Here is a 24533-nt window from a genome sequence, read left to right as displayed (position 1 = left end):
TTCCGATATGTGGCTGGTTTCTGAGTTTCCGACAGTTCGCCAGGTTGGCCTTTAAATTTTACTCGGTTAATATTCCCCACGTTTGCTCGGGCATGAACACTGAGCAACCAGCCGCCGCCAGTTCTTTCTTAAGACGGGCGGCGGTTTTCTTAGCGAAGCAGTTTCAACATGCTGTCTTCAGGTATATCAAGCTCCACCCTGTTTTAGCTCATCAACCTGTTTACTAAGCTCTACTACCTTTGCGTTAAGTGCCTTTATGGCTGCCAGGGCATCCATCATCAGCGGGTTAAGGTCGAGCGTCATTTTCCCTACGCCCTCAGCAGAGTGAACATATTGCTTGTCGATTTGTTCGATCTGCTGAGCAATTACGCCACGGCGCTCTGTCTGCTCATCATCATCAAGATAGTAGAATCGCTTAAACTCCATTTGACAGATGTTTTCAAGAGAATCAGCAACATCGAGATCGCCGTTGACGTGTTTAAAATTAATATCTGATGTTCCAACAGACTGCATCTGTGTCCATGGAATGGTGGACGAAGGAGTATTCATAGCAGCACTAGCCAGGTTCCTGACAAAAAGATTGCCGGATACTCCTGTAAATATTTGCTGTCGGCGAGTTGGGTCATACCCGCATACAATTCCAGATCCTGCTTGCGGCGCCCAGGAAGTACCAGAGCTGTCAATACCATAAAACCCTGATTCTGTACTTCCTAAAACGTTAATAGTTGGAGTTCCGAAACCAAAATATCCAACTCCCAGGACATTACCAGTATTGGGGCCAACATCTTTGGTGGCGGCACTTCCCAAACCGAGGTTTGTGCGAGCGTCAGCAGCATTCTTTGCACCTGTACCGCCCTGGCTGATACTGAGCGCGGTAGTCAGGCCGCTTAGGCTGGTTATATCGCTGTTAGCCCCTTTCTTCGCCAGCGATTTCTGACCCGGTACGGTAACGGCCACACCGTTAATCGTGATAGTGACGTCTGTAGTACCGTTCATCACATCAGCAAATCCGCTCATGTAGCGCTGGTACATCGTGAAGGTTTCAGCAATGTCCTGCGCCAGACCGTCAACGCTAAGGCTGTCGCTCAGAAGAATGGCGTATTTAGATCCAGAAGGTACGGCAGGGTTAGCAGCTGGCGTAACGGTAAGAGAGGTTGCGCTTCCAATCGCGGTAATCTGGAAAACCTGCGCCGGGCTTGTCAGGGCGATAACAGTACAGCCGTTACGAATAAGTGAGCCCGCAGCAGTAAAGTTTGTGCCGGTACCTGTAAGGGTATTTCCGCTGATGGCAATAGTGCCAGTGGTATAAATCATATTATCTCCAGGTAATAAAAAACCCCGCCGTGGCGAGGTTTTATTTAAACGTTATGGGTTATTTGCAGGTTGTTTCGGTAAATGTGTTCGCACTTACCCAGCGCCAGCTGAATGGGTATCCAGCCCGGTACTGCGTCTGATTGTTTTGTTTGCGCACACCGTAAATCTGAACCGTATTTTCCTGACCACCAACGATGGCCGTGCCGCTGCAAACTGGTCCCTGTTTCTCGAGTACGCCAGCACAGCCTGAAAGCATGACAGCCCCAGCCAAACAGATAAGTCGCTTAATCATTTTGATGATATCCAGAGGTATTCATGAACTTAGACAATACCAATATGAAAGAGGTGGGTATAATTGATTGGATAGATCAATTATCAGTTATTGATCGCCAAAAACGATCAATCAGTCATAGGCCGCTGTATTTATCGCGGTTAAGGAAATCCCAGTATTCGTTCCCCCTCCCGGAGAGCCTGTACCAGTGGAGGTCCCCCCTGCGTTTATCCTTGTATTGGCCCCGTCAAACCTGCACGCCGAATAAGCATTAATGGTATAAACTGTCGGAGGCTGGGTTGAGTTATTCACAACGATGCTCTGGCCAAGCTGTGCAGGTGCAACAGCCCATGACCCGCTAAGTGTCTGATCGATATTTATCCCGCCGTTTGCGCCAGGCGTTCCAATTGTCTGTAGGTCTGACAATACCCGGGACTCATTAGTGAGCACCAGCTTTCCTGCCGCATCCCAGATGGCCATCCCCCATTTAGGTAACGCCTGGGGAAATATGGCAAATATATATGCGGTTAACGTGAAGCTCTGGTTATAGGGATTAACCCCCGCGACATATACATTTCCGCCGTTCCGGTAAGATATTACTGGCGTGGGCTGGGCGGTATTTGTGGTCCTGATAAATACCATCACAGGGTAGTCAGCATTTAATGCAATATTCTGAGCAACCTGCTGCGAACTGCCATTAGCAGAGGAGTTGAAAGTGTACTTGCCGTAAAGACAAAAAGGCGTTGACTGGGGCGTTACAAATGGGTTCCCATTGTCCATTAATATCATCGCGCCAAATTCGGCCATTATGCTTTCTCCATGAAAACGACCACTTCACACTTTGAGGCCGGATAATTACCCAGGCCTACAGAAGATGCTGCGCTTACGGTTATTGTGCCCCCTGACGCGACAATGCGCCGCCCTACGCTGTTACCTCCTTCATCAAGTGAAAGAACAAAACCAACTTTCATTCCTGAGGGCACCGTAAAAGACCAGCTGCCGGAGGTTTGCCCGGCAGCCAGCTGTATTCGCCCAACGACGGAAACGGGTTTGATGCCATAGTTGTTAGGTTTTCCTGAAGCATCCCAGGTCTGTATTCCGTAAGCCATATCAGAACACCCCCGTTAATCGGCCAACCTGCACCCTGAGAACGTTACTGCCGTCTTTGACGCTGATTGTCTGGTTGGTCTGCTTCATGGCCCCTTCCCCGGCTGTCGAACCGTAGTTCTCAAACGTCCCGGACTTATCCAGTTTCCACCCAACAGAGCCAGCAACATAATTATTCGACTGGATAAAATTACCAATCTTTGCGTTGCTGATAGTGCCGTCCTGAATGAAGGTGTCACGGATGAACACCTGCCCGTTCTGGATAACAAACGGAAGAGTCACGGCGCCGCCAGCCTGAGTCATCACAGCGAAGCGGTCTGCCAGGAAGAGCACCTGCGACTGCATACCCGCTGGCGTATTCTGAGCACCAATCCCCATACCAGCAGCATACTGTTTTCCGTTCGCATCCACGGCAACCTTGATGCTGTACATCGCATTCAGGTTGTTATTGATGTCCGCTGATACCTGGCTGTTCTGGATAATCGCTGCAGACTGACCGTTAACCGTGACCTTCAGCGAGTTGATTTGCGTAGCAGACACCTGAGTGAAGTCAGCGAGCGTCTTTGACAAGTCAGTGACATTCGCGGTGTTTCCACCGGTGCTGGAATCCAAGGTGCGCAATGACTCAGCGACAGCTTTACTGGCGTCGGCCATCACATTGTCTACTCGATCGATACTGGCTTTGTTATCTCCATATTGGACGCTCAGGAGGTTGCGCTGGTTAACCTGCGCGAGCGTACTGGTGATCAGCGCGATAGCATTGTTCTGAATACCGCCGCTGGCCTTATCAGTTTGTGCACCCAGCTCTTCCAGGCGTGATGCCATTGAGGAATCGAGGTCCGTGACAACCTGGCTAAGGTCAGTGATTGATGCTGTATTCTGAGCACCTACAGCAGCTGCTGAATCAGCTTTGTCAGATGCGGCCTGAGTGGCAGCCGTCAATTGACTTACCGCAGAAGCGCGAGCTTCAGTTTCCGTTGCTAAAGCCTGGCGAACATCAGTAATTCCGGCTTCATTCTGCGCAGTTTTTGCCTCAAGGCGAGTAACATCCGTGACGCGCGCTTCCGTCTCAGTGGCGATCACCTCCCGGAGCTGTTCGAATTTCGCAGAGTTAGCCCCCTGCTGCGCAGTCTGGCGCACAACAACATCAGCAATAGCCAGGGCGTTGCCAATGATTGCTTCTGCTGTCTGCTTATTCGAACCTACTGCTGCAGCCAGACCATCGGCGTTCTTCTTAATCGCGTCAGAAAGTTCGGCCAGTTTCTCGCTGCTGGCTACTGCATCCTCAATTAGGTCCTTGAAGACTTCAGAACTTTTGATGTCCTCCAGGATTGCATCGGTGATATCGGAAACGTCGATGCTGGCCTGTCCTCGCACCCAGTCGGTCCATCCGCTCTGATTCCCGATCCTGTCAACAAGCCGTGCCTGGTACCAGAATTCCTGCCCTGCCTTCAGCCCCATCTGCTGATAAAGTTTCTGCGGATACGGTACAGATGCCAAAAGCATCGGATTCGAACCGTCAGCGGCAATGCTGTATTGCAGCTCAGTGCTCAGGGTGTCGCCGGTATTCGCCGGGAATCCCCAGGTGACGTTAATTCCGAATACGACGTCTTCGGAGGCTTTAAGCCCGACAGGTTTGGGTACATCACCCGCGCGTCCCTTCAGGTGTGTAATCGCGGAAGTTGCCCAGAGACTCGACGCACCGCCGGAGTTGATCGCGCGTACACGGACCAGATAATCACCCTCGAAAATGCCAGGCACTTCGATATTGCGAAGACCGGTCTCCGGTACGTTAACCCACTCATTGTCGCCGCGCTTCCACTGCACCCGATAGGCTATGACATCCGCCTGTGGTTTGCCGTTCTTGTCGACCGGCGCATCCCAGGATGCCGTCAGGGTAGCCACTCGCTGCCCCTGGCGCACTGCGTCATAGCTCGCTACCGCGATGTTGGTCGGCTGGTTTACGAGGCCGGTTGGTATCAGACTGATTGGCGGCGTGTCCAGGCGGGCATTGTTGTCGACCGCATCATATTTTGATGCGTTATATTCGGCCCCGGTGATTGTGAAGGTGTTTTCTTCATCATCAAATCTCAGGTTCGTAACGCGGAAGTATTGCAGGCGTAACTGCCCGGCATCAATGACGAATACAGCATTGGGTAACGGCTCTGCCGTGAAAGGTGTGGCGACCACCAGCTGCGTGCCGTTTACGGCCTGGATCACCCTGCTTTCAACGGTACCGCCCCGTGTGCGGATCATCAGTGTGTCACCCGCAACGGCACTGGTACCACGATCGGTTGTCACAGCTTTCAACCCGGCGTTATATCCGGTTATACGCCCGCCATAAACACGTCCTGAAAGGCGTTCGTCGGCAAATGCAAACACGGTGCCCGGCACGTAGACATAGCCATCAAGCCCGGTCTGTAGCGTGATAATCCGGTCAAGTGAGTTGGAGTACACAGCCCACCCGCCACGGCGCTGAGCCTCACTCTCGCGGGTACAGCCGATCGCAGTGATTTGCGTCTGCTTAAACTTGAATTGTTTAACCAGGTCCGGAAACATAACCGCCGTGGTGCGGTCCTGATAATGGTTATCCGGGTCGCTGAAGTTGATCAGCGCGCTTGAAAAGCGGGTTTTCTCACTGCCGCTCGAGTAGACCGGTTTACCCACTACCGAGGCGCGCGTCAGTATCTGAAGCTTCGACGTGTCCGCCGGCATGTCTGAGACAACATTGAACATGTTGTTTCCCCAGAACGTCATGCCGTTAAAGCCTGCGGCGATATCCTTGATCACCTGCCAGGCGTCGGCCTGCGCCTGAATGTACACGTCAAACATGAAGCGCGGCTCTGTGCCGCTACCGCCTTTTCCATCTGGTACAAGCTGATCACAGCGCTGCGCTATGCGATAAAGCTCCCATTTATCGAGCATTTCTGGCGTCACGCGGCGGCCAAGTCCGAAACGCGGCTCAGTGAGCACATCGAACCAGATCCATGCTGGGTTATTCGTCCAGCCCCACTTAAACGTCCCGTCCCATGTGCCGCTATAGGTTCGGGCTATCGGATCGTAATTCGAAGGGATGCGGATAATGCGCCCCTTAGGTTTACAGGAAACCTTCGGGATATTGTTGAACGATTTGGCGTTGAACGACACATACAGCAGCGCCGTATGGGGATAGCGCAGGCGCGCATCAATCACCTCAGTGATTGCCTGTACCTGCGTTTTATTCTGTAACATCTGACTGGTGCTGTCGTCAGTGTCGCGTACCACGCGAATTTGCCAGCCAGTGCTGGCTTTGGGAAGATTAATACGGTGGGTTAGTTCATAGAGCGAACTGAGTTTCTCTGTGACAGTTCTTGTCATGACCGTAGAGAACGCACCACCATCTACAGCAAGATCGATATGGTACTTTACGGTAGTGCCGACAATATCCGCGTCGTTTTCCTGCTGCTGCAAACCCGGAATACCAATGCGAACTAGCACAGCGTCAATCTGGGTGTTGCTCAGCGCGCGCGTCCAGGGCGTGGCTTTTGTCAGCGATACGCCGACTGTAGTTTCGTTCTCCACTGCGGGGAAACCCGGAATCGGCGTCTGGGTCTGTGTTCCTGGCCGAAATTCCCAGGAAACGTTTTCAAAGTTCATCGTTCCGTCTGAGTTTCCCAGCGGCGTACCGTCCAGGAATATCCGGGTCGCATCCAGGCCACCAGCAAACTCACCTTCACCGAGCGCCAGCAACATGCGGCAGCGCGCCATGGACTGTGCTGAATCTGGCTGTTCAACGGGCGTGTGTTGCTTCTGACTGCCACCTTTTGCACCAGTGATGGTTTCCATATTGCGTCCATAAAAAAAGCACCCGATTGGGTGCTTATTGGTCAGAGAAGGAAATATTAAATGTCTTCGGCGACGATGCCGGCACTGATGATCCCGCCGCCAATCTCGCGCTCGCCGTACAGCAGCGGGACCGGATTACCCATCGCCAAAGAGTTAACCGCGCCGCCGAAGGCATAACTGGGCTTGTTGTCCGGGTCATCGCGACCCTGTAACCCTTTGGGCTGGGGCGAAAGCATCTGGTAAATACCGCCCGCCATCATTGACGCGCCCGACATGATAAGTCCGGCCCCAAATGTCAAACCTGCGCCCGTCCAGCCGGTTGCCACTCCAGTAATAACACCAGCAACAACCATCACGGCGCCGAGGATTGTCTGGAACATGCCGGCCTTCTTCGCCCCTTCCATAACTGGCGCTATGCGAATATCGCTATCGCCTGCCAGCTCCTGGAAGTCCTGCACGCCTATGTTGCGCTTACCGCGAAACACCGCGAAGGTCATGCCATTTTTTTTGGCATTCATCAGATAGTCTTCCAGCCCATCGAAGTTGATACACAGGGCTTTGACCGCTTCGGCAGATGTCTGCACTGCCAGTTTGTGCACGCGCCCGAACCTGGCGCCCAGTGCGCCATACAGACGAATAGTGGTTAAACGCGCCATGGCTTTATCTCCTGTGGCAGGTCTTTGTGACGAACGCAGATCATCGTGCGGTCTTTGAAATAGCCTCGGGCATACGGGGTAATACATGAAGGCTGGCCGTAAAGGTGATGGAGCAGTTCTCCCTCTTCAGTGATGATGCCCGCATGGTTCCACTTATCGGATTCAACCTGCATGATGACCATACAGCCTGGTGCCGGATCGCACTCAGCGAACCCTTCCCGCTCCCAGTTTTCGAAATAGAGATTGTCGGGGTACTGGCTTTCCCACCATGGGTAATCGACGCGAAAATCGTTCAGCGTGACGCCCTGGATGGCATGCCAGTCCATAATCAGCCCCCAGCAGTCATTCGAGCCCAGGATAAACGGACGCCCAATAAGTGGCACCGCCTCCGGCATTATCTCGGCGTATTCATCGCTGTCCGGAGCGTAAATACCCCATATCACGCCGGAGTTATTGCACTGTTGTCGGTCCAGATCGGACGGAATAGGCCGGGCACCGTCGCCAGGGTGGGAGTGGATGACGCGAATAATCGTCCCGATATCTTCGGCGTTAGCCCAGTGCTCGCCGTCGATGCGAAAATGTTCTGTCGGATTTTCGTGCGTATTCGGCACGGGAATGTAGCGCTGGCGACGGCCAGACTGAATAACGAAGCCACAGCACTCACGCGGGGATTCCTCCAGTGCATGCGCCCGGATAGCTGCCATTATGGTTTTGTTCATTGAGATGTCCGGTTATCGCGTGAAAAGTACTGTGGCCGGGAAACCGCCGAAATCGAGGATGGCCGCGTCAGGGTCTGCCAGGTCAGCGCCAAATCGTTTACGGCAGTCACTGAGGCAACCACCACACACATCAAGGGCAGGATCTGATACCTGATTCCCTTTAGCGTCGAAATACGCAGTGCCGTTATAGGTGCATCCATCGCCGCTCCGGTACTGCCCGCGTAGCGCCCATTCGCAGAGCGAGGTGATTTGTCTGGTTGGGATAACAAGCCCCTGCAAGTCTGCGGGGCTACTGAGTGACCATGAAACCACTTCGTCGTCTTCGGAGGTTTTGGTGTCAAGCCAGAAAGTCTGAAGGGTGAACATTGACGAGTCAGCTGCAGGGTTTACGCCACCATGGTAATTCACAGCATCGAGATAGACCGCATAGGTATCGATAATGCCCACTTTGGCGTTAACCATGTCCTTAAATTGCAGGCACAGCGCAGTGATATGGCCGTCAAGGTTTGAGACGCTGAGGGTGGGCTCCGCCGCCTGGTCTGTTGAAAGCTCCAGGCCTGAAACCTGAAACGGCCAAAAATCGTAGGTGTTGCCTCCGAAGACGATTGGCTTGGGTCCAAGCTTTTGTTCATCTCCATTGGCAACATCGATCTCTTCGGGTGTATGGGGGAAAGGTGCGTAGTGGAATCGGTGGATCCCGCCACTGAACTCTGAGGCGTCAACTTCAACCAGGCGGACCCTGCCACCCGGCGCCAGCATTGCCGCCTGATCGACTAATGCCATTATGCATACACCCCATAAGCCCGTTTGATAGTGAATGTCAGCTCAGCGAATTTGCTGCTGATCTGATTTTTCCGCACAGAATCTGCGACTACACGGTAAAGCCCCTTCTCTTCTCCCGGCGGCGTGATGATGAAGGCCTTCACGGTATGAGCCAGGAGGAAATCACGGACTGCATCAACCTCAGCCTCTGCTCCTGTATGCTTCATCGGCACCTGAATGGCTGTGGAGTTGATGCCATTCTCAGCCACCTGCTCATAGCCATCGCCGAACTGCGCCGCGCGCACCGTCTGGCTATATTCAATCGCGCCAGCACCGAGCTGAGAGCGCCAGCTATATGTTTCAACTGCCATATTTACTCCATAAAAAAAGCCCCGCATGTGCGAGGCTTAATATTGGTTGAAAGCATGGGAGGGAAAGATATCAAACCATTTTGGTTTAACTTCCATTCATTTCTACAAGCCGGTAATCAGTCTTCCCATCCTTGTCTTCAATACATTCAGCCCTGAATTTCTGCTCAAGACCAAATTTATTTTTGGCGCTAAACTCCTGCGTGGCGTAAAACTTACCGTCGTCACCGAGCCATCTGTTCGAGCCAAACACCGACATATCCAGGGTGCTTTTGTTAATGACTGACATCCTTACGTAAGCTTCACAGGCATCGCGAAGCTCATCCAGTTTTTTATCCGTAAGTTCCTTGGCTTCTTTTTGCTTCTTTTCTTGTTCTGAAGGTTTGTTAACCAGCGCTGCAACAATAATCACTACAATCAGAAGCAGTAATAGTCCAATGGTTCTTAAGATCTTCTTAAAGATTTTTTTTAACACAATCATCCCCTGATTTTTATGGTTTTCATCATATTAACCAGGGGACGACGCAAACACTACCTGCCTTTACTGAAGTTGTAGATCATGCCTCCAGGCTTAAGGTGCTTCTGGATAACCTGCAACGCAGCGTTCTGCATTTCATCAGCAAGGGTACGGCCCATAGCATCACCTGAGCTGGAAGACTGAGCAGTTGCAGAACCACCAGCATCAACGTTAACGGTGGTATTAATAACCGGAGCCATACCGCCACCGCCCTGGGCACGCACTCCCAACCGCCCTGCTGAATCTTTAGCTAACGGCATAATAGCTTCCGGCCCAGCTTCTCCAAAGACGCCACCTTTGGCAAACTTCGACGCCCCCTGGAACGTGAAGTATTGAGGAGAATCGTAGACGCCATTCACATACTTACTTAACCCGGATGAATCATACACGCCGCCTTTGGCATTGAACGTTACGCCAGCAGCAGCGTTAGCATATGATCCCCCTGGTGTGCCCCAGCCTTTACTGCCACCGCTTATCCAGCCCATCGCGGCCTGTACTGTATAGGCCACTATAAGTTGGTTGGTTATCTCGAGGATCATCTTGAGCATAGATTTGCCGAACTCTTTAACTGACGCTGTGCCAGTTGTCATAAGCTCAGTAAGCATGTTGCTCAGGCCGGTCAGCGTGGAACTGGCAACGTTCTTCACTGCGTCGTAGGTGTTGGTAGCGGCATCCAGATATTCATTCCAGCCAGCAACAGCCCCTGCTTTCCAGTCGCCCCGTAATTTATCCTCTTCGGCATAATATTTCCTGAGAGCCGCCAGTTCTTTTTTATAACCGGCATCGTCAAGCTTACCGCCACCGTTGAGCCAGCCCTGGCGAAGCTGCGCCTCTTCCATCATGCGCTGCGTTTGCCGACTGCTGAGGCCTGCACTATCACGCAATGCATCGGTTTTTTCCGTCATCTGCGTGACGTATTTATTCGCTTGCTGCGCCAGGCCGTTAATCTTCTGCTGCGCCTCTACTTCCTTGTTCTTTTGATCAACCACCTTGGCGGCGTTCAGAATCGCCTCACGGCTCGACAGTAAAGATTTTTCCTGAGCAGTCAGCGCGCGGGTTTTGGCTGCCTCATCCAATTCAGCAAATCGAGATTGCTGTTTACTGAACTCGGTGTTTTTAGCGTGGGTTTCGCCTGTTTGCCGGAGGGTCTCGAGCGTTTCAGTTAACGTTCTGGCCTGGGCGCGGTAGTTCTCCAGGGTGCGATCGCCAGCTTCCAGAGTGGCTTTCGCCTCTTTGGTCTTTTTGGCTGAGTCTTGTGCAAGCTTAGAGACTGCGTCTCTCGATTCTCGACTTGTTCCGCCATCGCCTTTTACGTTGGCCCCTCGCGCTTCAGCCTCATAGTTTGCCTGTGCGTTAGGCGCAGTGACGCGCTTCCAAAGTTCGTTATAGCGTTTTTTATTCGCCTCAATTTCTTTGTCCGCTTCATCCCCGGCCTTTTTCATGGCCTCTACATCCATGCCAAGAAAATTAGCCAGCGCCCCGCCACCAGGGATTTTTTCAGCCCAGCCAGCAATAGTGCCGGTGAATTTGGCGTCCAGTGAAGTAATGTTGAGGAAGAGGTCTTTAATCGAAGCTTTAACAAGTTCGAAGATATCGATGATCTGGTTTCCCCAGGCGCGCACGGTAACCCCGATTTGACCGAAAATGTCGGAGGAGAAAGCTTTAAGCCCGTTCCACGCCTGCCCGATATTATCGGTAGCCTCTACAATTTTATTACTGCGATCCTCCATGGTGTCGGCAAAAAGCGTTATAGCTTCGTTTGCCGCTGCTGTTTTCCCCTTCGTTTTCTCCAGGGTAATGAGGTGCTTCATCATGGCTTCATCAACAAAGCCATATTGCTGGTTCAAGCTCGCCAGGGCTTTAATAGGATCGTTTGCCAGTCGTGAAAAATCCGCCAGCGCAGCCTTCGTATCCAGCCCTGCATCACCCATAGCCAGAATGGATTTGGCAATTTTGGTCATCTGGTCGGCGGTATACTTCCCGGTGTCGTTTAGTTGGACCAGGGTATCAACAGACTCAGCCAAAGAAGCACCAGCGTTATCAGCAACATCTTTTGCCGCGTCGTTCAGTTGCTGCATGGAGGAAAAGCCAGCCCCGCCCATCAAAATGAGCGATCTGGCAACATTGTCGAACTGCTGGGATGAACTGTAGGCAGCCCCAGCCAGAAGAGCCAGCAAACCCACCGAGCCAGCAATCGCAAGGTTAAAGGTATTTAACAGGCCACCCGCCCGCCCCAGCTTCTCCGCTGCCTCACTGGTGTTGTTAAGTCCTTCAGCAGCGTCACTAATGCCTGCTGCCGACTCGGATGTTTCTCTGCTCTCTTCGTTAAACCCAAACAATGCGTCCCGCAAAGCCTGGAGCATTGGGCCTAATCCACCAAAAGAATCCTTAATTTGCCCGCCTTGCTGGAGCAAGATCAGGAAAGGGGATTGGCCTCCAGCCAGCTGTGTCGCGATATCGGTGAACTGCGCCGGCAGAGTGCGCAGCGCGGCGCTGTACTGGCCAACGGAAATTCCAGCACGACGGGCAGCAGTTTCCTGCCGGGATAGCGCCTCTGGCAGTATGTCAGCGACACCAGAGAGGCGCTCACGCGTCTGGTTAAGGATTGTGTTGAAGTGCTCGAACTGCGCGCCGTTAATGCGGCCTGCTTCAAAATGGGCCACCAGCTGTGCGTGCTGTTCATCCAGTGAGTTGAACGCACGGATTGTCGGGTCGATGGAACCCAGGAGATTCTTTAACGCTGCGGACTGCTTCTCTGCCGCCTGGGTAGCGGCTAATTCGGCCTGAGCACGCGCCGCGGCTTCTCCGGTGTCGGTCAGCTTGAGGCGGGTGTCATCCAGGATTTTGTTGTAAGCCTGGAAGGTATCGGTATCCAGGAAACCTTTGGCCTGGAATTTCCGCAGCGATTCTTGCTGCTCATCCAGCCGGTTTAAGGCTTTGGTAACCGGGTCGATATTCTCCAGCAGCCCTTTGAGCGCGTTCTGCTGCTCCTTGAGACCTTCACTGCCTTGCTTCGCAGATTCAGCGCCAGCGCGAAACACGCTATTCAGATCATCTGCTTTATCTACAGCACCGGCCGCCGCCTGGCCGAGTTTATCCAGTTCGTTGCTGGCTGTTTTCAGGTCAGAAACATCGGCCCGCAAAGTAATCGAGGCGATCTGGTCTGTCATTATTTCGTCTCCTTATGCATTACCTTGAGAGCCTCGCTTTCCATAATCTGAAGGTCAGCCATGCAGGCCGCCGCATCCTCAACCCCGTGTAACTCGAACATCCAGGGGAGAACGTTGTAATCAAGACCGGTCGCACCGCTCGCGCCTACGCGCCATTGGGTCGCCAGGGCGGAGAAGACAGTAAAGGCCTCCCATATGGATGGCAGGATCCCCACCTCTTCCTCCACGTCCTCAGGCGTCAAACCAAAAGCGCTCAGCTCCGCGAGAGTCGGCCCCGGCGTATACAACGCTGCGGCGACCTGCCTCAGTTTTTTTCGCGGATACCCATCAGCTCTTTGGTGTAGGCCAGACCGATGCTGTCGAACGCGCGCGGGTAGTTCTGAAGAAGGACAATAACGTTGTCGCGGGTGAACTCGTCAGGTAGTGCCCACCCCTCGACAATTTCCATGAGGTAGTCGGCCTGCGGCTCGATAGCACCCTTTTTACCTTCAGCGGACTTTTGCAGCTTTTCGTCCATAGAGCGCAGCTCTTCCAGTGTCTTATGGCGGAAAGTGAAAGTCAGTTTGCCGTCTTCGGCGCCAGCGCGCGGAATGCTCGCGGTCACAGAAAATGTAGGAGTGGGGATGAGTGAGAACTTAGTCATTTCGGTTCCTTAGAAAAGAAAAACCCGCCGTAGCGGGTTGAATATTCGAGTGCGTGATGGGGGGTTATCGTTTGTACAGCAGACCGCCTGGCTTGAGCGCATTGAGGAGAGCATCGTTCACCGCTTCGTGCATCGCCTGTTGCAGGCCAACTACTGAAGCTGTCTGCGCATCAATCTTTGCCTGGAGGGCTGCGAACAAATCGCTTTCACGCACGGCATCAATGATGGCCTGTTTCATTTCATCGCCAAGCCTAATCTTCGTCTTCGCGCTTGTTGCGACGGCGTTCTCGATGATGGATGAAGCGGCTTCATGTACCTTAAAGCGATCGGCCAGAAACTCAACCTTGCTATGCTCACCTTCAACACCGAGGGTCATGCCAGCTTCGTGCGGCTTGCCTTTGCCGGCGACGTTTAATTTAACGCTGTAGTTTTGAGACACTACGCCATCGCCAATCAGCGCTTCGTGGATGTAAGCCTTGCCGGTTTTATCGACAAACCAGCCACCTTTAAGGCCATGAAGTGCGCAGCTGTTACGGATCTCTTCGTCCAGCGCCTCTACAATTTCTCCGACATCGACAGAAGAAACCCCTTCGATCCAGTCACCGGCTCGCCAATCTCGTGCTGAGCCATCTTCTGCAATTGGACGCAGGCGCACCTGCAATCTCTCACCAGCTTTGAGGCCGGAAATAAGGCATACGGTAGCTGGCCAGAAGATGCGTTTTTTCATAAGTCGGCCATCTTCATGAAGGCATTGCAGTTCTAGCACCGCGCAGCCACCCGGCCATTTCCATTCGACGTCCACACCAAAAGGTTTGGGAGTGGTTTTTACGTAAGGGACGATTGAAGGTTCTGACATTTTAATTTTCCTTTTAGACGTGAGCCTGTCGCACGGCAAATCCGCCGAAAGTTAACGGTTTGCCCAGGCTCACAGCTGAAAGACTTTCTTCGATGTGCGCGTGCGATGCGCAGATGTGTTTTTACCTGGAGCCTTCGTATGCGGTGTTCGTCAGCTCATCTGACAGTTCGCTGATGGAGTAAGCGATAGCCATCTTCTGTTCCCTGCTGAACGACGGCCAAAGATGACGCAAAGATTTAGTGAGGTGATGTTGCCAGTGTCCATCACCGCTTAGATCTTCCCATCCATCAGGCAGGAGACATAGCCCGTGACCGTAAAGCCCCTCTTCCGGGGTAAGGGGTGGCCGAGCGGTTATTGTATTTACTGGGCCATCACCCCAATTGCCGATAACTATTTTCCCGCCACCAGCCATATTGACTGTCATCCCAACCTCACTAATCTCAATTGTTCCGCTCATGGGTTACTCCAAAAAAAAAGCCCGGCTTACCGGGCCTGATTGGTTAGCTGACCGTGACAGTACACGCAGCAGAGGTGATGGTTTTGCCCGCGGCGTCGGTGACTTCACAGGTGTAAACGCCAGCATCCCCGGACGCGACGGACGAAATGTTGAGCGTCGAAGCGGTTTTGCCCGGAATAGCGGTGCTGCCTTTCTTCCAAACGTAGGTGTAAGGTGCTGAGCCGCCCTTCATTACCACCGCCAGATCCAGCGCTGTGCCTGTGGCAACCGATTTGGTGGCCGGCAGGTCGGTCAGGAACGCCAGCGGCGTAACGGATGAATCGGCGATCGGGTAAATCTGCATGTCCGATTCGAAGTTCATGCGCGCCTCGTTACTTTCCACGGCGTTGATTTCCGTGCGCGGTACGCGCTGGAACGATACTTTGGCTGAGTAGAAACGATCAGCTTTGCCGCGTGGGTTATGGAACCAGACCGCGGTGGTGTCGCTGGAGTCATCCAGGTCAATGAGGCGTTTGTAGATCGCCAGTTGAGGGTCATGCGCAAAGGTGTAAACCTGAACCACCGCGTTTTTAAACGTTGGGATGGTTCGCGCTTTATCATCTTCCAGGAACTGCACGCTGATGGTCTGCTGGTCACCACCTTCAGTTGACAGTGTCATCACCTGAGGCATGGTGATCCATGAGTCGATTTTACGCAGCGTGCCCGCGCCAGTGCCTGCCGGGAATTTGGTGGTGTCGGTAGTATCGAATGCTTCCAGCACGATTTTATTACTGGTCACCGATTTGACGCGCAGCACCATGTTATCGAGCTTTAACCAGCCGGAACTCACCTGAACTACGTCACCGGCCAGAATGCCGGAGGCCGATGCAACGGTCAGTTCGCATTCCGTCGCGTTAGAGGCTGCGGTAAAGGTGATTGGGGCTTGATAGGCCTTGGCCACGTTCACACGCGAGCCGTTAGGGATTGCGAATGCCATAGCACTCTCCTGAATTTAGGTAATAAAAAACCCGCCGGGCGGCGGGTCAGTAATCAGCGCGGTACTGCATGCTGACGGGGGTGGTGTAGGTGATGGAGCCGCTACTGCCGTTTGGTGCAGATGTCGGGCGATCCTGTATCGGCGTGCGCACCTGCGGCGGGCCGTTGATGTAGACGGTCAAATCGCCGTCCACCAGCGGCAGCCCTTCATGGAAGGCATCGGCAACAGACTTTGCCAGCCCCCTTGCCAGCGTCACCCCGCCGCCTGCCGGCGCGATGATGTTGATCTGGAGAATGCCCTGATATGTACGCAACTGACCTTCCAGATCCTGCCCCACAGTTTGCGCAGGCAGAACGTAAACACGCCCGTAAGGCGCATCATCTGGTGGAGTAAACGCGATGTTTGGCCAGGCCACCGGCAGCCCGAGCGAGGAGCAGATAACCGCGACGCGACCTTCCAGCAGGTCAGCGATACGCATTGACTGGTCAGCGACCATTGCGCACCTCGCTCATTGCCTCACGGAATAACTGCGCGGCGTCGATAGCTGTAATACCCACCATCCCGCCCGGCGCCTGGGTGGAATGACCGTTTTCCAGCTCCTGGGCATACGACAGGTTGTTGGTGAAGTAAATCGAGCTGACCTGTCCCACTCTGAACACCTCAAGCACCGCCATCCCGCGGGAGTTAGATCCCTGGCCGGAAGCGTCTGGGGTATCGTTCGACTCTGTTGGCTGGCTATCAAGCCCCACATACCAGTTGTTCTTGAAGCGCCCCCCGACATAGCCATCTGGCTTTTTGATGTCCATCGAGTCGTTAACTCTCAGGCCACGCTTAAGCCGTCCTGATTTGGTCAGGTTGTCGGGATTATCACGCAGGGTCGCGTTATGCTCCCGCACCGCAGTGTTGTATGCCGTAGCAGTCTGGTTGACCTGCCAGATATCAGGCTGGCCTACCGGGGACATCTCCACCAGCTGAGCGAGGATTTTTATACCCGTCCGGCGCACCACCTCGTCCATCTCCTGCTTCGAGCTATCCACGAACAATTCAATGGCAGCCAGGAACGGCTGATTTGCAGAACTGGTCATAATCAGGTCCTCAGCTGGATGTTGTAGGAGATCAGCACATCTGCGGGCTTAACCGGATTCGGCTGAACCACGCGCCACTTTTTGCCGTCGATATCAATGAGGTCGCCAATGCGCACTTCCGTTTCAAACGTGGCCGCCAGTTTCTTATCGCCTGTAGCAATCAGAGAGCCGTCGATTTCACGAGTGGAGTATTCAGTGATAACGCCGGTAACGGTCGCGATAACAGGCTCGGTGGTAATCTCTTTCCCGTACTGATCGCGGGTGGTGGTTCCGCCGCGAGTCAGTTGGTAGGCTTTGCCGTTCTCCGTCAGCAGCCGCGTTGCCGTGGCGCGCATGCGGCGATAGTCGATTGCCATGCTACCCCCTTTCGATCCGGACCTGGTTGCCGCCCACCACAAGCCCGCGCAGCGAGGAATAGAACCAGGGGAATGAAGGAGTGGCCTTATTCGTTCCCGGCTCGTACTGCACAGAGACGGCCCCCTGTACGCTCTCAGCTATGACCGCGCCGCCACCGGAGACCGACGGCGTGAGGTCAATCTCCTGCGATTCGATAGCCAGGCGGCACTGTGCGTCAACGAGGCGCTGCGGGATGGTGTCATCCGGCAGGTCAATGCCATCAAAGCGCACGCCGGAGCGCGGCCACGACAGCGGCTGAGATGTGCTGAAGCGCTGACCGCACCAGGCCTTCCCTTCCAGAAAGTCCATCGCCTGCATCAACAACATGCCGCACTCGTCGTCATCGGCAGGCACGGTGTAGCCGCGCCCCGCCGCGAACGCACGCAGGTCAGCAACGCTGGCGTAAGTGTTGAAGCCCGGTGAATGTGGATCGGCAACCAGCATGGCTATCCCTCCAGACGCCAGTCCAGCGCCAGCCAGTTATCCACTTCGTCAGGGTGAACCTCAGCGCTCAGCGGGCCACCGGGGAACTCTGGGGTATCTCGCACCATGACCACCAGCTCAATACCTGGCTGTTCCTGCTGCTGTTCCTGCTGCTGTTCCTGCTGGGCAGGAGTTTGCTCAGCAAGCTTTTCAGCCTCACGCTGCGCGCGCTGCTCTTTGGTTAATCCGGCCATTGGGCCTCCTGAAAAAAAAGGGGCCGAAGCCCCAGTGGTTAACCCATGATGATGGTGGAGTGTTCAGGCTGAACAGATGCCACACCCCATGCCACGCCAACCTCGTAACGCACCTGACGGTACTGGCGATAGAGCGCGATCTGGAAGGTGATGCCGGATACCGGGTCGGTCACGTTCATCACATCGTCGGCGGTGTCGCCGCCTTTTGGCATTGCCGGGGTGCGGCACGCCAGCAGGAATGCGTTGCGGTCGAATGCCATGTTTGGCGCAAACTCGCTCAGCACGGTGACGGCTGCCTGGTCTGCCAGATCCTGACGCAGACCCGGCGCACCAATGGTGATGCTGGAAGAAGTGGCGGCAACGACCAGATACTGATTGTCATCACCATCGAATTTCACTGCAGTACCGACTGCAATCCCACCTGTACCCGCAGAGATGGCCACAATGATGTCGCCCTCTTTCTTCGCGCCGTTGACCTTATAGCCCGCCGCCGTGCTTTTCGCGGTGCGCTTGATGTTGGCGGATTCGTGCAGGTTAAAGCCCATCACGCGGCCAATAATACCTTCACGCAGAAGCTGATCGGTACCTGCTTCGTTCGCTTTGAACAGAACCGACTGTTTTCCGCGAATTGAGGCCATCGCTTCGCCGCCCAGCACCATGCGCATGTCGGTAGTCGGTGCACCGTTATCCACTAAAATCTGACGCGCCAGCGCTGCATCAGACAGATCGTCTTTAATGCTGAATGGCGTCTCTTTTGGTGCACCAACTGCACGGGAAGATTTGTAGAACAGCGCAGCCAGGTCTGCGTCCATTTCGTTGCTCAGCGCGCGGAAGGCCTGAGAAAACTGATCGGCAAGGATAACGTCGTAGTTACCTGATGGCCCCATCGCCAACTGTTCTTCACCGTTCCATTTGACCGGAGCCATTTTTGATTTGGTGATTTTGACATCCACGGTGCCGATGTTCTGATCTCCGTCGTTTGGTGCGGTCGGTGCCGGTGTGATGTCTACCGTGGTGGTTTTTGGTGCCACTGGCGCGGTGACGGTCTGGTCTTTAGCTGCAGCATCGGCCTTAGCGTTACGAGCCACTGCCGGGATAAAACCTACCTGCTCACGTGAAACGCGGTTAAGCGCCGTATAAATGGTAGGGATCAGGCCAGTCAAAGTATTAGACATGTATTTATTCCTTTCGATTAATCAACGATGCTTGTGCCGCCGCCAATCACAGCCTGTTGCTCTGCTGGAGGTAATGCATCAAACGCATCGCGTTTCATGGTTTTTTGCCCGGCCTGGTGCTGCGACTGGTGAGAACCTCCGCCGCTATTACCGGACGCTTTGAGGATGTAATCTTTCTGCGGATGCGACTCGACCAGAGACTCCAGGGCCTCATCAAAGCTGGCTAACTCGCCGGGCTTGGTGCGAGAGAACACCTTATTGCCCTGGCCGTCGTAGGCCACAACCTTCCCTTCTTCGATTTTGAAGTTCTGACCGAAGTAGGAACGCACGAACTCAGTCGGGATCGCCATCTTCTCGGAAATGAACTTAGAGCCACCGAAGCGGCCGCCGATCATCTCGTCGTAGAGTTGAGTTTCCAGCTGCTTGGTCTTGCCGTTCGCCTCGTCCAGCTGCTGTTGGAAAACTTTGGTGATCTCCGCCTTTACCTGGTCAACGGCACCAGCATCGATCAGTTTTTTCTGGTCGATTTTGGTCATCATCTCCAGGGCTTCGAGCGCCTTGGCCGGGTCGGTGATGCCAGAGAATTTCGCGAGACTGGCTTCCGCCGCCTCCTTCGCTTCACGGTGAGTTTTAGCTTCACCGTTCAGGGAGGTGATTTTGGTCATCGCTGCGGCTGCGTCGAACGGGATTTCTTTGCCATCATCATGGATGTACACAGGCATACCGTTTTCAACGACCACATTTCCGTTAGCATCAAGTTTCAGTTTCATTGTTTTTGCTCCAGCCTTCCGGCCATTGGTAATAGGTCATCCGACCCGGTCACCGCGTCGCATCCGCTTAGCGGCAGGCGTAAAAAAGGCCACCCGAAGGCAGCCTGATATTGATTGGTTTTTTGTTACTGGAACGCCGACGCATCCACGCGGCGCAGTTCGTCCAGGGTCAGAAACTCCCCGGCATCATTGAACATCTCAGGCACGGTGATTTTGCCGTCACGCAGCATCCGCGCGCGAGTAACGCCCAGCACCTGCTCCTGCCGTGCGTACGGTTGCCTGACGAGCCATTCGGCATAGCTGGTATGCGATGGCACCTGTCCATCCATCGAAGCGCGTGTGGCGCTTCTCAGTTCGCCAGAGGCTATCTGCATCTCTTCCCACGATTTGGTAATCAGGATTTCACCGGAGCGGCAGCAAAAGTGGATTTTGCCGGGTCCGCGCAGATACGGAATTTCATGCCCCAGCGGCTTGCCGTCGAGCGTGTAAAGCTTTCGGTCGCGGATAATGCACCACTGGCTGGTATGAGTGTCCAGCGTTGAGGACCACTGTTTGGCCTTTACGATATCGCTGTTGCCCTGTGCGAACTCCTGACGCGCAGTAGCGGCCATGTGATTTACAGCCGTGCGGGCCACCACCGCCAGGTCGCGACGGGAGGCGTTAATCACCCCATCTTCACGATTGAGTTTCGGCGTTCCGGCAACGCGTTTAACGATCTGATCTACCGTTTCACCCTGAAGGAAACCGGTGCGCACAGCGTTGGTGATTTTATCCAGCCGATCCGTTTCAAGCTTCTGGCCCCACTCCTTCAGCAAGCGCCCCTGGAATGGCTGAGTCACTGCTGAGGCGTAAACCTGCTCAGGCGCGATGCTCTGGAGCGGTACATGCCTGAGGATCTGCTTCGGAATGATGCTGCTAAAAAGGTCAAACTGATAACCGACCTCATATTCAACGTAGCGCGTCAGTTCACGTGCCAGCGCAGCATTCACCGGTTCATAGGCCTGTTGATTCAGGTCGCGCACACCAGCCAGCAGCGAAGCCAGGCGGCGAGCGCTGTAGGTATCAGCGCGCTTACCCTCCAGCAGAACAAGCAGCCGGGCAGCCAGATCAGCATCCATCCTGTTAAGCAGCCCCACCATTCGTCGGGCAACACCCGTCCCGTAGCGCGTCACGTAAAGTCCGTGAGCTATGGTCTCGTCCTGCAACCTGTCGTTTACCGAACGAGCCATATCACACCTCGCCCGGTGGCGGTTCAGTCAGAGATGCTGACTCAGCCAGCAGTTCGCTCAGAACCACATCAGGATCCGCATCGGCATCAATAATGTTCAACTTCTGTAGCGATTTAATCGCATCAGCTCGACGGATATCACCACCCTGGCGCAGTGCCTGGATGGCAAGCGCGGCGGACGGATTGAATACGGTCGATTCGATATCCAGCTCAGTGCGAACATCAACGTTGCCACCATCTTTCTCGCCGATGTACTCGGCCATGATTTGCAGAATGTTGTCGATCGCATCTTCAAGGCTGGTAGCCATGGTGTAGAGCGGTGACTGCTCTTGCATTTTCTCTTCAGAGGTCTGGTCTACCGATTTGGTAGAGGTGTTTTCCGTACGAAGCAGCTTCGCACCAGCCTGGCGCATCTGCTCCACAAGTTCTGCCAGCGACTCTTTACCAGCACCGATGGAGGAGCCTGTATGCTCGACGTACTCCAGACCCTGCTTTTGCCGATCAGTGAACGACGTAGCTGAAGACGAGCCAATTATCAGCTCTTGCCCCTCTTCCAAACCGAACACCGTGAGCAACGGCACCCTGGCGACATGCAGGATGTTGTCCTGCTCGCTTTGACTCTGCCAGTGCTTGATGTTCAGCAGAGCCATATTGAGCAGTGGAGGTGAACCACACATAAACCCGGTGCGCTTGGTGTAGAGCGTCACCAGTGTTATGTCCTTACGAGATGTTGTCCATTCGTCGAACTTCTCCCAGTTCGCCGCCCCATCGATACCTTTCGACTTGCGGTAGATTTGCACCATTCCAGGTGTCAGATAACGAATTTGCTCGACCTTTGTCTGCCCGAAGTCGTCGCCGTCCTCGATAACTACCTCTTTGATACGCAGCTCGGTCAGCACCACTTTGCCGTCTACCATTTTCGACTTCCATCCGATCACCTGCCGGGGATTGAGCATGGTGACGTATGGGCGCGCGCCAGTAGCTTTCTCTTCCGCTTTGGTTTTCACCTTTTCGGTGTCCACCCTGGGATAATCCACCAGCGCGTGGGAGAGTCCATACTGCATCGCCAGACCGAAGAATGCCTGCGCCCATACGTCCAGGCGCGTCCCCTCAAGGTCGAAGTTTTTCGCATACTCTCGCAGCTCATCAGGCACATTCTCGGCAAGCTTAATGGGCTCGGCGAATACACGCCCGATGTTTTGCTTAATGGTCTCTTCGTAGGCTGGCAGAAGCGTGGCCACGGCGAGGCGTTTTTTGTAGTCCTCTTTGTCTTCTTTTGGCCAGCGCGGGAGATAAGACTCTCCAAGCTGTCGCATATAGAGCGTGCCGCCCATCAGGGCATCGTTGATATCCCACGCCTCGACCATGTTCCCATAGTCCAGATTGGGTGTTGAAATGTCAGGCATGGAGTTAGAGCCTCAGGTTGGTGACTTTGCCGACTTTCTTCGGGGGTGAATGCAGAACGGCATATCGTGTAGCATCCCAGTCGTGGTCTTCCTGCTGGGTATCTACATCGTCAGGGTTTTTGCTGTCGCGCACGAGTACCGGCACACGGCTTATCCAGCCACGGCAATAGTCGAAAACGTAAAATGCAGGTTTCTCTGGGATGCCGGATTCCAGCTTTTTACCTTCAATCACGGCCTCGAGCATGTCAGCAAATAGCGCCGCGCCGTTCACGCGCGATCCCGGTTTTTTATTGGATGGCACCCATTTGACGCCCTGCGATTCCATTTTCTGTGCAATGGAGAGTTCGTCATCGCCAGTGTTGTAGATCGCACCGTCAGCAGGGCCGGGAACTACCTTCTTGCAGATGCCGGGCTAAATGTTTAGTTGCCCCTGAGTTACCCCGTTGAGTTTTATCTCCTCGGGCTCAGCAAGCTCTTCGCCCACCAGCCGCTTATCCACCCAAGCCACACCTTTTGCGACGTTTGTGGATGACATATTCAGGCCTTTATTCAGTTCATCAGGCGGGCAGCCATACCATTCGCCAATCAGGATCAGCGACCCAGCCGGCGGGCAGAACTGGCGACCATCAGGCAGCTCGGCGGCGGTGCCGTCGGCACGCGCCCACCAAAGGTTTGAGAACGGTTTCGACTCACCCCAGTCGTGGGAGCGGTCAACTGTCCAACTATCCGGAATGCGGAACGGCTTAATGACGTGATGCGAGGCATTCCATAGATGGTCAAAGCGCCCGCCGCTGGTGACATCCCATGAGCCCTCGACCCATGCTTTGCGCCGGTTCGGGTCCTTGATGGCCATAAGTGTGGCTATGTACTGGGGATCCAGATACGGGTTCTCTTTGAACGAGCCGTGAATCGCAACACGGGTAAGCGTCACGTCCTCTTCGCGTTCGGTCTGCGGGTTAAACACCTTTTGCGTCTCGCGAATGATGGTGCCGCGCGGCGCTGGCTCGATGAAGCGCTTCTTAACCCAGGTGTGGCCAATGCCAAACGGGTTTGTGGTGCTGAACGTCTCCAGTGGGATCGGCCTCAGCAGCGAGCCATCTTCCCGTGGGTAATTCTCCGGCCTGAACGATGAGCGCCGGCAGGAGAACATCATCTCGTAGAACTCACCAGACTGCTGCTTGGTCAGCTCGTTGAAGCCAATGAACGGGAACTCCTGACCGTGATAGTCCCAGTAGTCGCCCTCTTCCTTCCCGAAGCGGAACAACAGCTCTTCACCGGTAGGCCACACCCAGCGCAGCTCAGATGCTGACGCCAGATAACGCGCACCGTCGTTAAACAGGCGGTACATACGCTTCGACTGGGTGATGATGTCGGTAAGGTTCTTATACTCGGTATCGAATATCACGCCACGCCAGAACGAGCCATAGCCCAGGCCAACGAGGCGACGGAAACGCGCCAGCTGCGCGGCAGTTTTACCCGGACCGCGCGTTCCCTCGTAGAGAATTTCGTTACAGGGGCAGCTCAGTGAGAGCGATTGCGATCCCGGCAGAGGTTTCCAGACGGCTTTGTAATTCATCCACCAAGAACCTCGCTCTGCTGCTTCTGTGCTGCCGCTTCCCAGCTATCCACGTTGTCGCTAGTCGGTACCAGCATGACGTTGTGGGTCGCTACGACTTTCTGCTCAACCTGCTCTTTGAAGGCCTGCACGCGAACGTGCTTGCCGAGCAACTCAAGGTTCTTCACCTTGTCAGGCCACTTTATCTTTTTGAGGATGGTTTCCGCCGTTTCCTCGTCGAAGTTCTGTATGGTCGTGCTGATATCGAGCCCGGTGAGCGTCGTTCGCCACGATCTGGGCCATAGGCTGATCGCTTTGAGGCTACCGTCGTCATTCAGGATGTCCAGAACGTCCATCTGGTCGATTTCAACTAAGCGCCGCAGCACATAATCAGCATCAATGCCGACGTCCTCGTTGCGCTTTGCTTTGAGTTCGGCGATTCTGTTTTGGATGTCAAGTTTTGACAAGTTCTGGGCAGCTATGCGGTTTGCGGTTTTGACGCTGTACCCCGCCCGAATAGCCGCTTGAGTGGCGTTTAAATCGATGAGGTACTCGCGACAGAACATTTCTTGCTTGTCAGTGAGTGCCATGTTTATTCCA

26 protein-coding genes and 1 pseudogene are annotated in these 24533 nt (G+C 54.2%); all 27 read right to left on the bottom strand.

The window, feature by feature from the left end:
* Nucleotides 1-186: 186 nt before the first annotated feature.
* The 27 genes and pseudogenes from L383_RS26295 to L383_RS18155 all read right to left on the bottom strand — a co-directional run bounded on the left by L383_RS26295 (nt 187) and on the right by L383_RS18155 (nt 24523).
* On the bottom strand, nt 187-1314 hold the full coding sequence (locus L383_RS26295; protein ID WP_237765896.1) for a tail fiber domain-containing protein: 1128 nt from the start codon (nt 1312-1314) through the stop codon (nt 187-189).
* A gap of 58 nt (nt 1315-1372) precedes the next feature.
* Nucleotides 1373-1606: a phage exclusion lipoprotein Cor gene (locus tag L383_RS26290; RefSeq protein ID WP_032628910.1), complete on the bottom strand. Its 234-nt coding sequence runs from the start codon at nt 1604-1606 to the stop codon at nt 1373-1375.
* A 111-nt stretch (nt 1607-1717) separates the two neighbouring features.
* The gene (locus L383_RS18050) at nt 1718-2392 is read right to left on the bottom strand and encodes a hypothetical protein (protein WP_032628907.1); all 675 of its coding nucleotides are present in this window, start codon (nt 2390-2392) and stop codon (nt 1718-1720) included.
* Nucleotides 2392-2694 carry a hypothetical protein gene (locus L383_RS0123810; RefSeq protein ID WP_032628905.1) on the bottom strand — a complete coding sequence of 101 codons (303 nt, stop codon included), beginning with the start codon at nt 2692-2694 and terminating at the stop codon, nt 2392-2394. Before L383_RS0123810 ends, L383_RS18050 begins: the two co-directional genes overlap by 1 nt.
* A gap of 1 nt (nt 2695) precedes the next feature.
* Nucleotides 2696-6517, bottom strand: coding sequence for a TipJ family phage tail tip protein (locus L383_RS18055; RefSeq protein ID WP_032628903.1), 3822 nt, complete (start codon nt 6515-6517; stop codon nt 2696-2698).
* Nucleotides 6518-6573: 56 nt separating this feature from the next.
* On the bottom strand, nt 6574-7173 hold the full coding sequence (locus tag L383_RS18060) for a tail assembly protein (RefSeq protein WP_023330251.1): 600 nt from the start codon (nt 7171-7173) through the stop codon (nt 6574-6576).
* Nucleotides 7161-7892, bottom strand: coding sequence for a C40 family peptidase (locus L383_RS18065; protein WP_023330250.1), 732 nt, complete (start codon nt 7890-7892; stop codon nt 7161-7163). The genes L383_RS18060 and L383_RS18065 overlap by 13 nt, the downstream gene beginning before the upstream one ends.
* Before the next feature lie 12 nt (nt 7893-7904).
* Nucleotides 7905-8675, bottom strand: coding sequence for a phage minor tail protein L (locus tag L383_RS18070; RefSeq protein WP_023330249.1), 771 nt, complete (start codon nt 8673-8675; stop codon nt 7905-7907).
* Nucleotides 8675-9025 (bottom strand): phage tail protein, encoded by a 351-nt coding sequence (locus L383_RS18075; protein WP_023330248.1) that lies wholly within the window; start codon nt 9023-9025, stop codon nt 8675-8677. Before L383_RS18075 ends, L383_RS18070 begins: the two co-directional genes overlap by 1 nt.
* Before the next feature lie 85 nt (nt 9026-9110).
* Complete coding sequence (locus L383_RS18080) at nt 9111-9497, bottom strand: hypothetical protein (protein WP_127348274.1); 387 nt, start codon at nt 9495-9497, stop codon at nt 9111-9113.
* Nucleotides 9498-9553: 56 nt separating this feature from the next.
* Entirely contained in the window at nt 9554-12709 is a 3156-nt protein-coding gene (locus L383_RS18085; protein WP_023330246.1) for a phage tail tape measure protein, read from the bottom strand.
* Entirely contained in the window at nt 12709-12951 is a 243-nt protein-coding gene (locus L383_RS18090; protein WP_244905728.1) for a DUF1799 domain-containing protein, read from the bottom strand. The genes L383_RS18085 and L383_RS18090 overlap by 1 nt, the downstream gene beginning before the upstream one ends.
* Nucleotides 12952-13013: 62 nt before the next feature.
* Complete coding sequence (locus tag L383_RS18095) at nt 13014-13352, bottom strand: phage tail assembly chaperone (RefSeq protein ID WP_023330244.1); 339 nt, start codon at nt 13350-13352, stop codon at nt 13014-13016.
* A 64-nt stretch (nt 13353-13416) separates the two neighbouring features.
* Nucleotides 13417-14208, bottom strand: coding sequence for a phage tail tip fiber protein (locus tag L383_RS24535; protein ID WP_023330243.1), 792 nt, complete (start codon nt 14206-14208; stop codon nt 13417-13419).
* Between the two features lie 121 nt (nt 14209-14329).
* On the bottom strand, nt 14330-14665 hold the full coding sequence (locus tag L383_RS18100) for a hypothetical protein (protein ID WP_023330242.1): 336 nt from the start codon (nt 14663-14665) through the stop codon (nt 14330-14332).
* Nucleotides 14666-14708: 43 nt separating this feature from the next.
* Complete coding sequence (locus L383_RS18105) at nt 14709-15641, bottom strand: phage tail tube protein (protein ID WP_023330241.1); 933 nt, start codon at nt 15639-15641, stop codon at nt 14709-14711.
* Between the two features lie 46 nt (nt 15642-15687).
* Nucleotides 15688-16137, bottom strand: a complete 450-nt coding sequence (locus L383_RS18110; protein ID WP_023330240.1) for a phage tail terminator-like protein — start codon at nt 16135-16137, stop codon at nt 15688-15690.
* Nucleotides 16127-16726: a hypothetical protein gene (locus tag L383_RS18115; RefSeq protein WP_023330239.1), complete on the bottom strand. Its 600-nt coding sequence runs from the start codon at nt 16724-16726 to the stop codon at nt 16127-16129. Before L383_RS18115 ends, L383_RS18110 begins: the two co-directional genes overlap by 11 nt.
* Nucleotides 16727-16728: 2 nt before the next feature.
* Nucleotides 16729-17082, bottom strand: coding sequence for a hypothetical protein (locus tag L383_RS18120; RefSeq protein ID WP_023330238.1), 354 nt, complete (start codon nt 17080-17082; stop codon nt 16729-16731).
* 1 nt (nt 17083) lies between these two features.
* Nucleotides 17084-17566 carry a DnaT-like ssDNA-binding protein gene (locus tag L383_RS18125; protein WP_023330237.1) on the bottom strand — a complete coding sequence of 161 codons (483 nt, stop codon included), beginning with the start codon at nt 17564-17566 and terminating at the stop codon, nt 17084-17086.
* A 2-nt stretch (nt 17567-17568) separates the two neighbouring features.
* Nucleotides 17569-17799, bottom strand: a complete 231-nt coding sequence (locus L383_RS18130; RefSeq protein WP_023330236.1) for a hypothetical protein — start codon at nt 17797-17799, stop codon at nt 17569-17571.
* Between the two features lie 38 nt (nt 17800-17837).
* Nucleotides 17838-18974 carry a major capsid protein gene (locus L383_RS18135; protein WP_023330235.1) on the bottom strand — a complete coding sequence of 379 codons (1137 nt, stop codon included), beginning with the start codon at nt 18972-18974 and terminating at the stop codon, nt 17838-17840.
* A gap of 17 nt (nt 18975-18991) precedes the next feature.
* Nucleotides 18992-19744, bottom strand: coding sequence for a DUF6651 domain-containing protein (locus L383_RS18140; protein ID WP_023330234.1), 753 nt, complete (start codon nt 19742-19744; stop codon nt 18992-18994).
* A 125-nt stretch (nt 19745-19869) separates the two neighbouring features.
* The gene (locus L383_RS18145; protein WP_023330233.1) at nt 19870-20973 is read right to left on the bottom strand and encodes a phage minor head protein; all 1104 of its coding nucleotides are present in this window, start codon (nt 20971-20973) and stop codon (nt 19870-19872) included.
* A gap of 1 nt (nt 20974) precedes the next feature.
* Nucleotides 20975-22378: a DUF4055 domain-containing protein gene (locus tag L383_RS18150; RefSeq protein WP_023330232.1), complete on the bottom strand. Its 1404-nt coding sequence runs from the start codon at nt 22376-22378 to the stop codon at nt 20975-20977.
* A 4-nt stretch (nt 22379-22382) separates the two neighbouring features.
* Nucleotides 22383-23954, bottom strand: a pseudogene (locus tag L383_RS0123800) (terminase).
* Nucleotides 23951-24523 (bottom strand): terminase small subunit, encoded by a 573-nt coding sequence (locus L383_RS18155; RefSeq protein WP_023330229.1) that lies wholly within the window; start codon nt 24521-24523, stop codon nt 23951-23953. The pseudogene L383_RS0123800 and the gene L383_RS18155 overlap by 4 nt, the downstream one beginning before the upstream one ends.
* Between the last annotated feature and the right edge of the window lie 10 nt (nt 24524-24533).

It is taken from the genome of Enterobacter sp. MGH 37 (assembly GCF_000534515.1).
Taxonomy (GTDB): Bacteria; Pseudomonadota; Gammaproteobacteria; order Enterobacterales; family Enterobacteriaceae; genus Enterobacter; species Enterobacter kobei.
This window is presented reverse-complemented; position numbering and strand designations above follow the sequence as displayed.

What these genes read in the sequence shown, in the direction of transcription:
- L383_RS18145 (WP_023330233.1), bottom strand. Translation starts at nt 20,973, where the DNA reads ATGGCTCGTTCGGTAAACGACAGGTTGCAGGACGAGACCATAGCTCAC.
- L383_RS18105 (WP_023330241.1), bottom strand. Translation starts at nt 15,641, where the DNA reads ATGGCATTCGCAATCCCTAACGGCTCGCGTGTGAACGTGGCCAAGGCC.
- L383_RS18150 (WP_023330232.1), bottom strand. Translation starts at nt 22,378, where the DNA reads ATGCCTGACATTTCAACACCCAATCTGGACTATGGGAACATGGTCGAG.
- L383_RS18060 (WP_023330251.1), bottom strand. Translation starts at nt 7,173, where the DNA reads ATGGCGCGTTTAACCACTATTCGTCTGTATGGCGCACTGGGCGCCAGG.
- L383_RS18065 (WP_023330250.1), bottom strand. Translation starts at nt 7,892, where the DNA reads ATGAACAAAACCATAATGGCAGCTATCCGGGCGCATGCACTGGAGGAA.
- L383_RS0123810 (WP_032628905.1), bottom strand. Translation starts at nt 2,694, where the DNA reads ATGGCTTACGGAATACAGACCTGGGATGCTTCAGGAAAACCTAACAAC.
- L383_RS18095 (WP_023330244.1), bottom strand. Translation starts at nt 13,352, where the DNA reads ATGACTAAGTTCTCACTCATCCCCACTCCTACATTTTCTGTGACCGCG.
- L383_RS24535 (WP_023330243.1), bottom strand. Translation starts at nt 14,208, where the DNA reads ATGTCAGAACCTTCAATCGTCCCTTACGTAAAAACCACTCCCAAACCT.
- L383_RS18050 (WP_032628907.1), bottom strand. Translation starts at nt 2,392, where the DNA reads ATGGCCGAATTTGGCGCGATGATATTAATGGACAATGGGAACCCATTT.
- L383_RS18055 (WP_032628903.1), bottom strand. Translation starts at nt 6,517, where the DNA reads ATGGAAACCATCACTGGTGCAAAAGGTGGCAGTCAGAAGCAACACACG.
- L383_RS18125 (WP_023330237.1), bottom strand. Translation starts at nt 17,566, where the DNA reads ATGCTGGTTGCCGATCCACATTCACCGGGCTTCAACACTTACGCCAGC.
- L383_RS18140 (WP_023330234.1), bottom strand. Translation starts at nt 19,744, where the DNA reads ATGAAACTGAAACTTGATGCTAACGGAAATGTGGTCGTTGAAAACGGT.
- L383_RS26295 (WP_237765896.1), bottom strand. Translation starts at nt 1,314, where the DNA reads ATGATTTATACCACTGGCACTATTGCCATCAGCGGAAATACCCTTACA.
- L383_RS18120 (WP_023330238.1), bottom strand. Translation starts at nt 17,082, where the DNA reads ATGGCAATCGACTATCGCCGCATGCGCGCCACGGCAACGCGGCTGCTG.
- L383_RS18075 (WP_023330248.1), bottom strand. Translation starts at nt 9,025, where the DNA reads ATGGCAGTTGAAACATATAGCTGGCGCTCTCAGCTCGGTGCTGGCGCG.
- L383_RS18110 (WP_023330240.1), bottom strand. Translation starts at nt 16,137, where the DNA reads ATGGTCGCTGACCAGTCAATGCGTATCGCTGACCTGCTGGAAGGTCGC.
- L383_RS18135 (WP_023330235.1), bottom strand. Translation starts at nt 18,974, where the DNA reads ATGTCTAATACTTTGACTGGCCTGATCCCTACCATTTATACGGCGCTT.
- L383_RS18070 (WP_023330249.1), bottom strand. Translation starts at nt 8,675, where the DNA reads ATGGCATTAGTCGATCAGGCGGCAATGCTGGCGCCGGGTGGCAGGGTC.
- L383_RS18100 (WP_023330242.1), bottom strand. Translation starts at nt 14,665, where the DNA reads ATGAGCGGAACAATTGAGATTAGTGAGGTTGGGATGACAGTCAATATG.
- L383_RS18115 (WP_023330239.1), bottom strand. Translation starts at nt 16,726, where the DNA reads ATGACCAGTTCTGCAAATCAGCCGTTCCTGGCTGCCATTGAATTGTTC.
- L383_RS26290 (WP_032628910.1), bottom strand. Translation starts at nt 1,606, where the DNA reads ATGATTAAGCGACTTATCTGTTTGGCTGGGGCTGTCATGCTTTCAGGC.
- L383_RS18085 (WP_023330246.1), bottom strand. Translation starts at nt 12,709, where the DNA reads ATGACAGACCAGATCGCCTCGATTACTTTGCGGGCCGATGTTTCTGAC.
- L383_RS18130 (WP_023330236.1), bottom strand. Translation starts at nt 17,799, where the DNA reads ATGGCCGGATTAACCAAAGAGCAGCGCGCGCAGCGTGAGGCTGAAAAG.
- L383_RS18155 (WP_023330229.1), bottom strand. Translation starts at nt 24,523, where the DNA reads ATGGCACTCACTGACAAGCAAGAAATGTTCTGTCGCGAGTACCTCATC.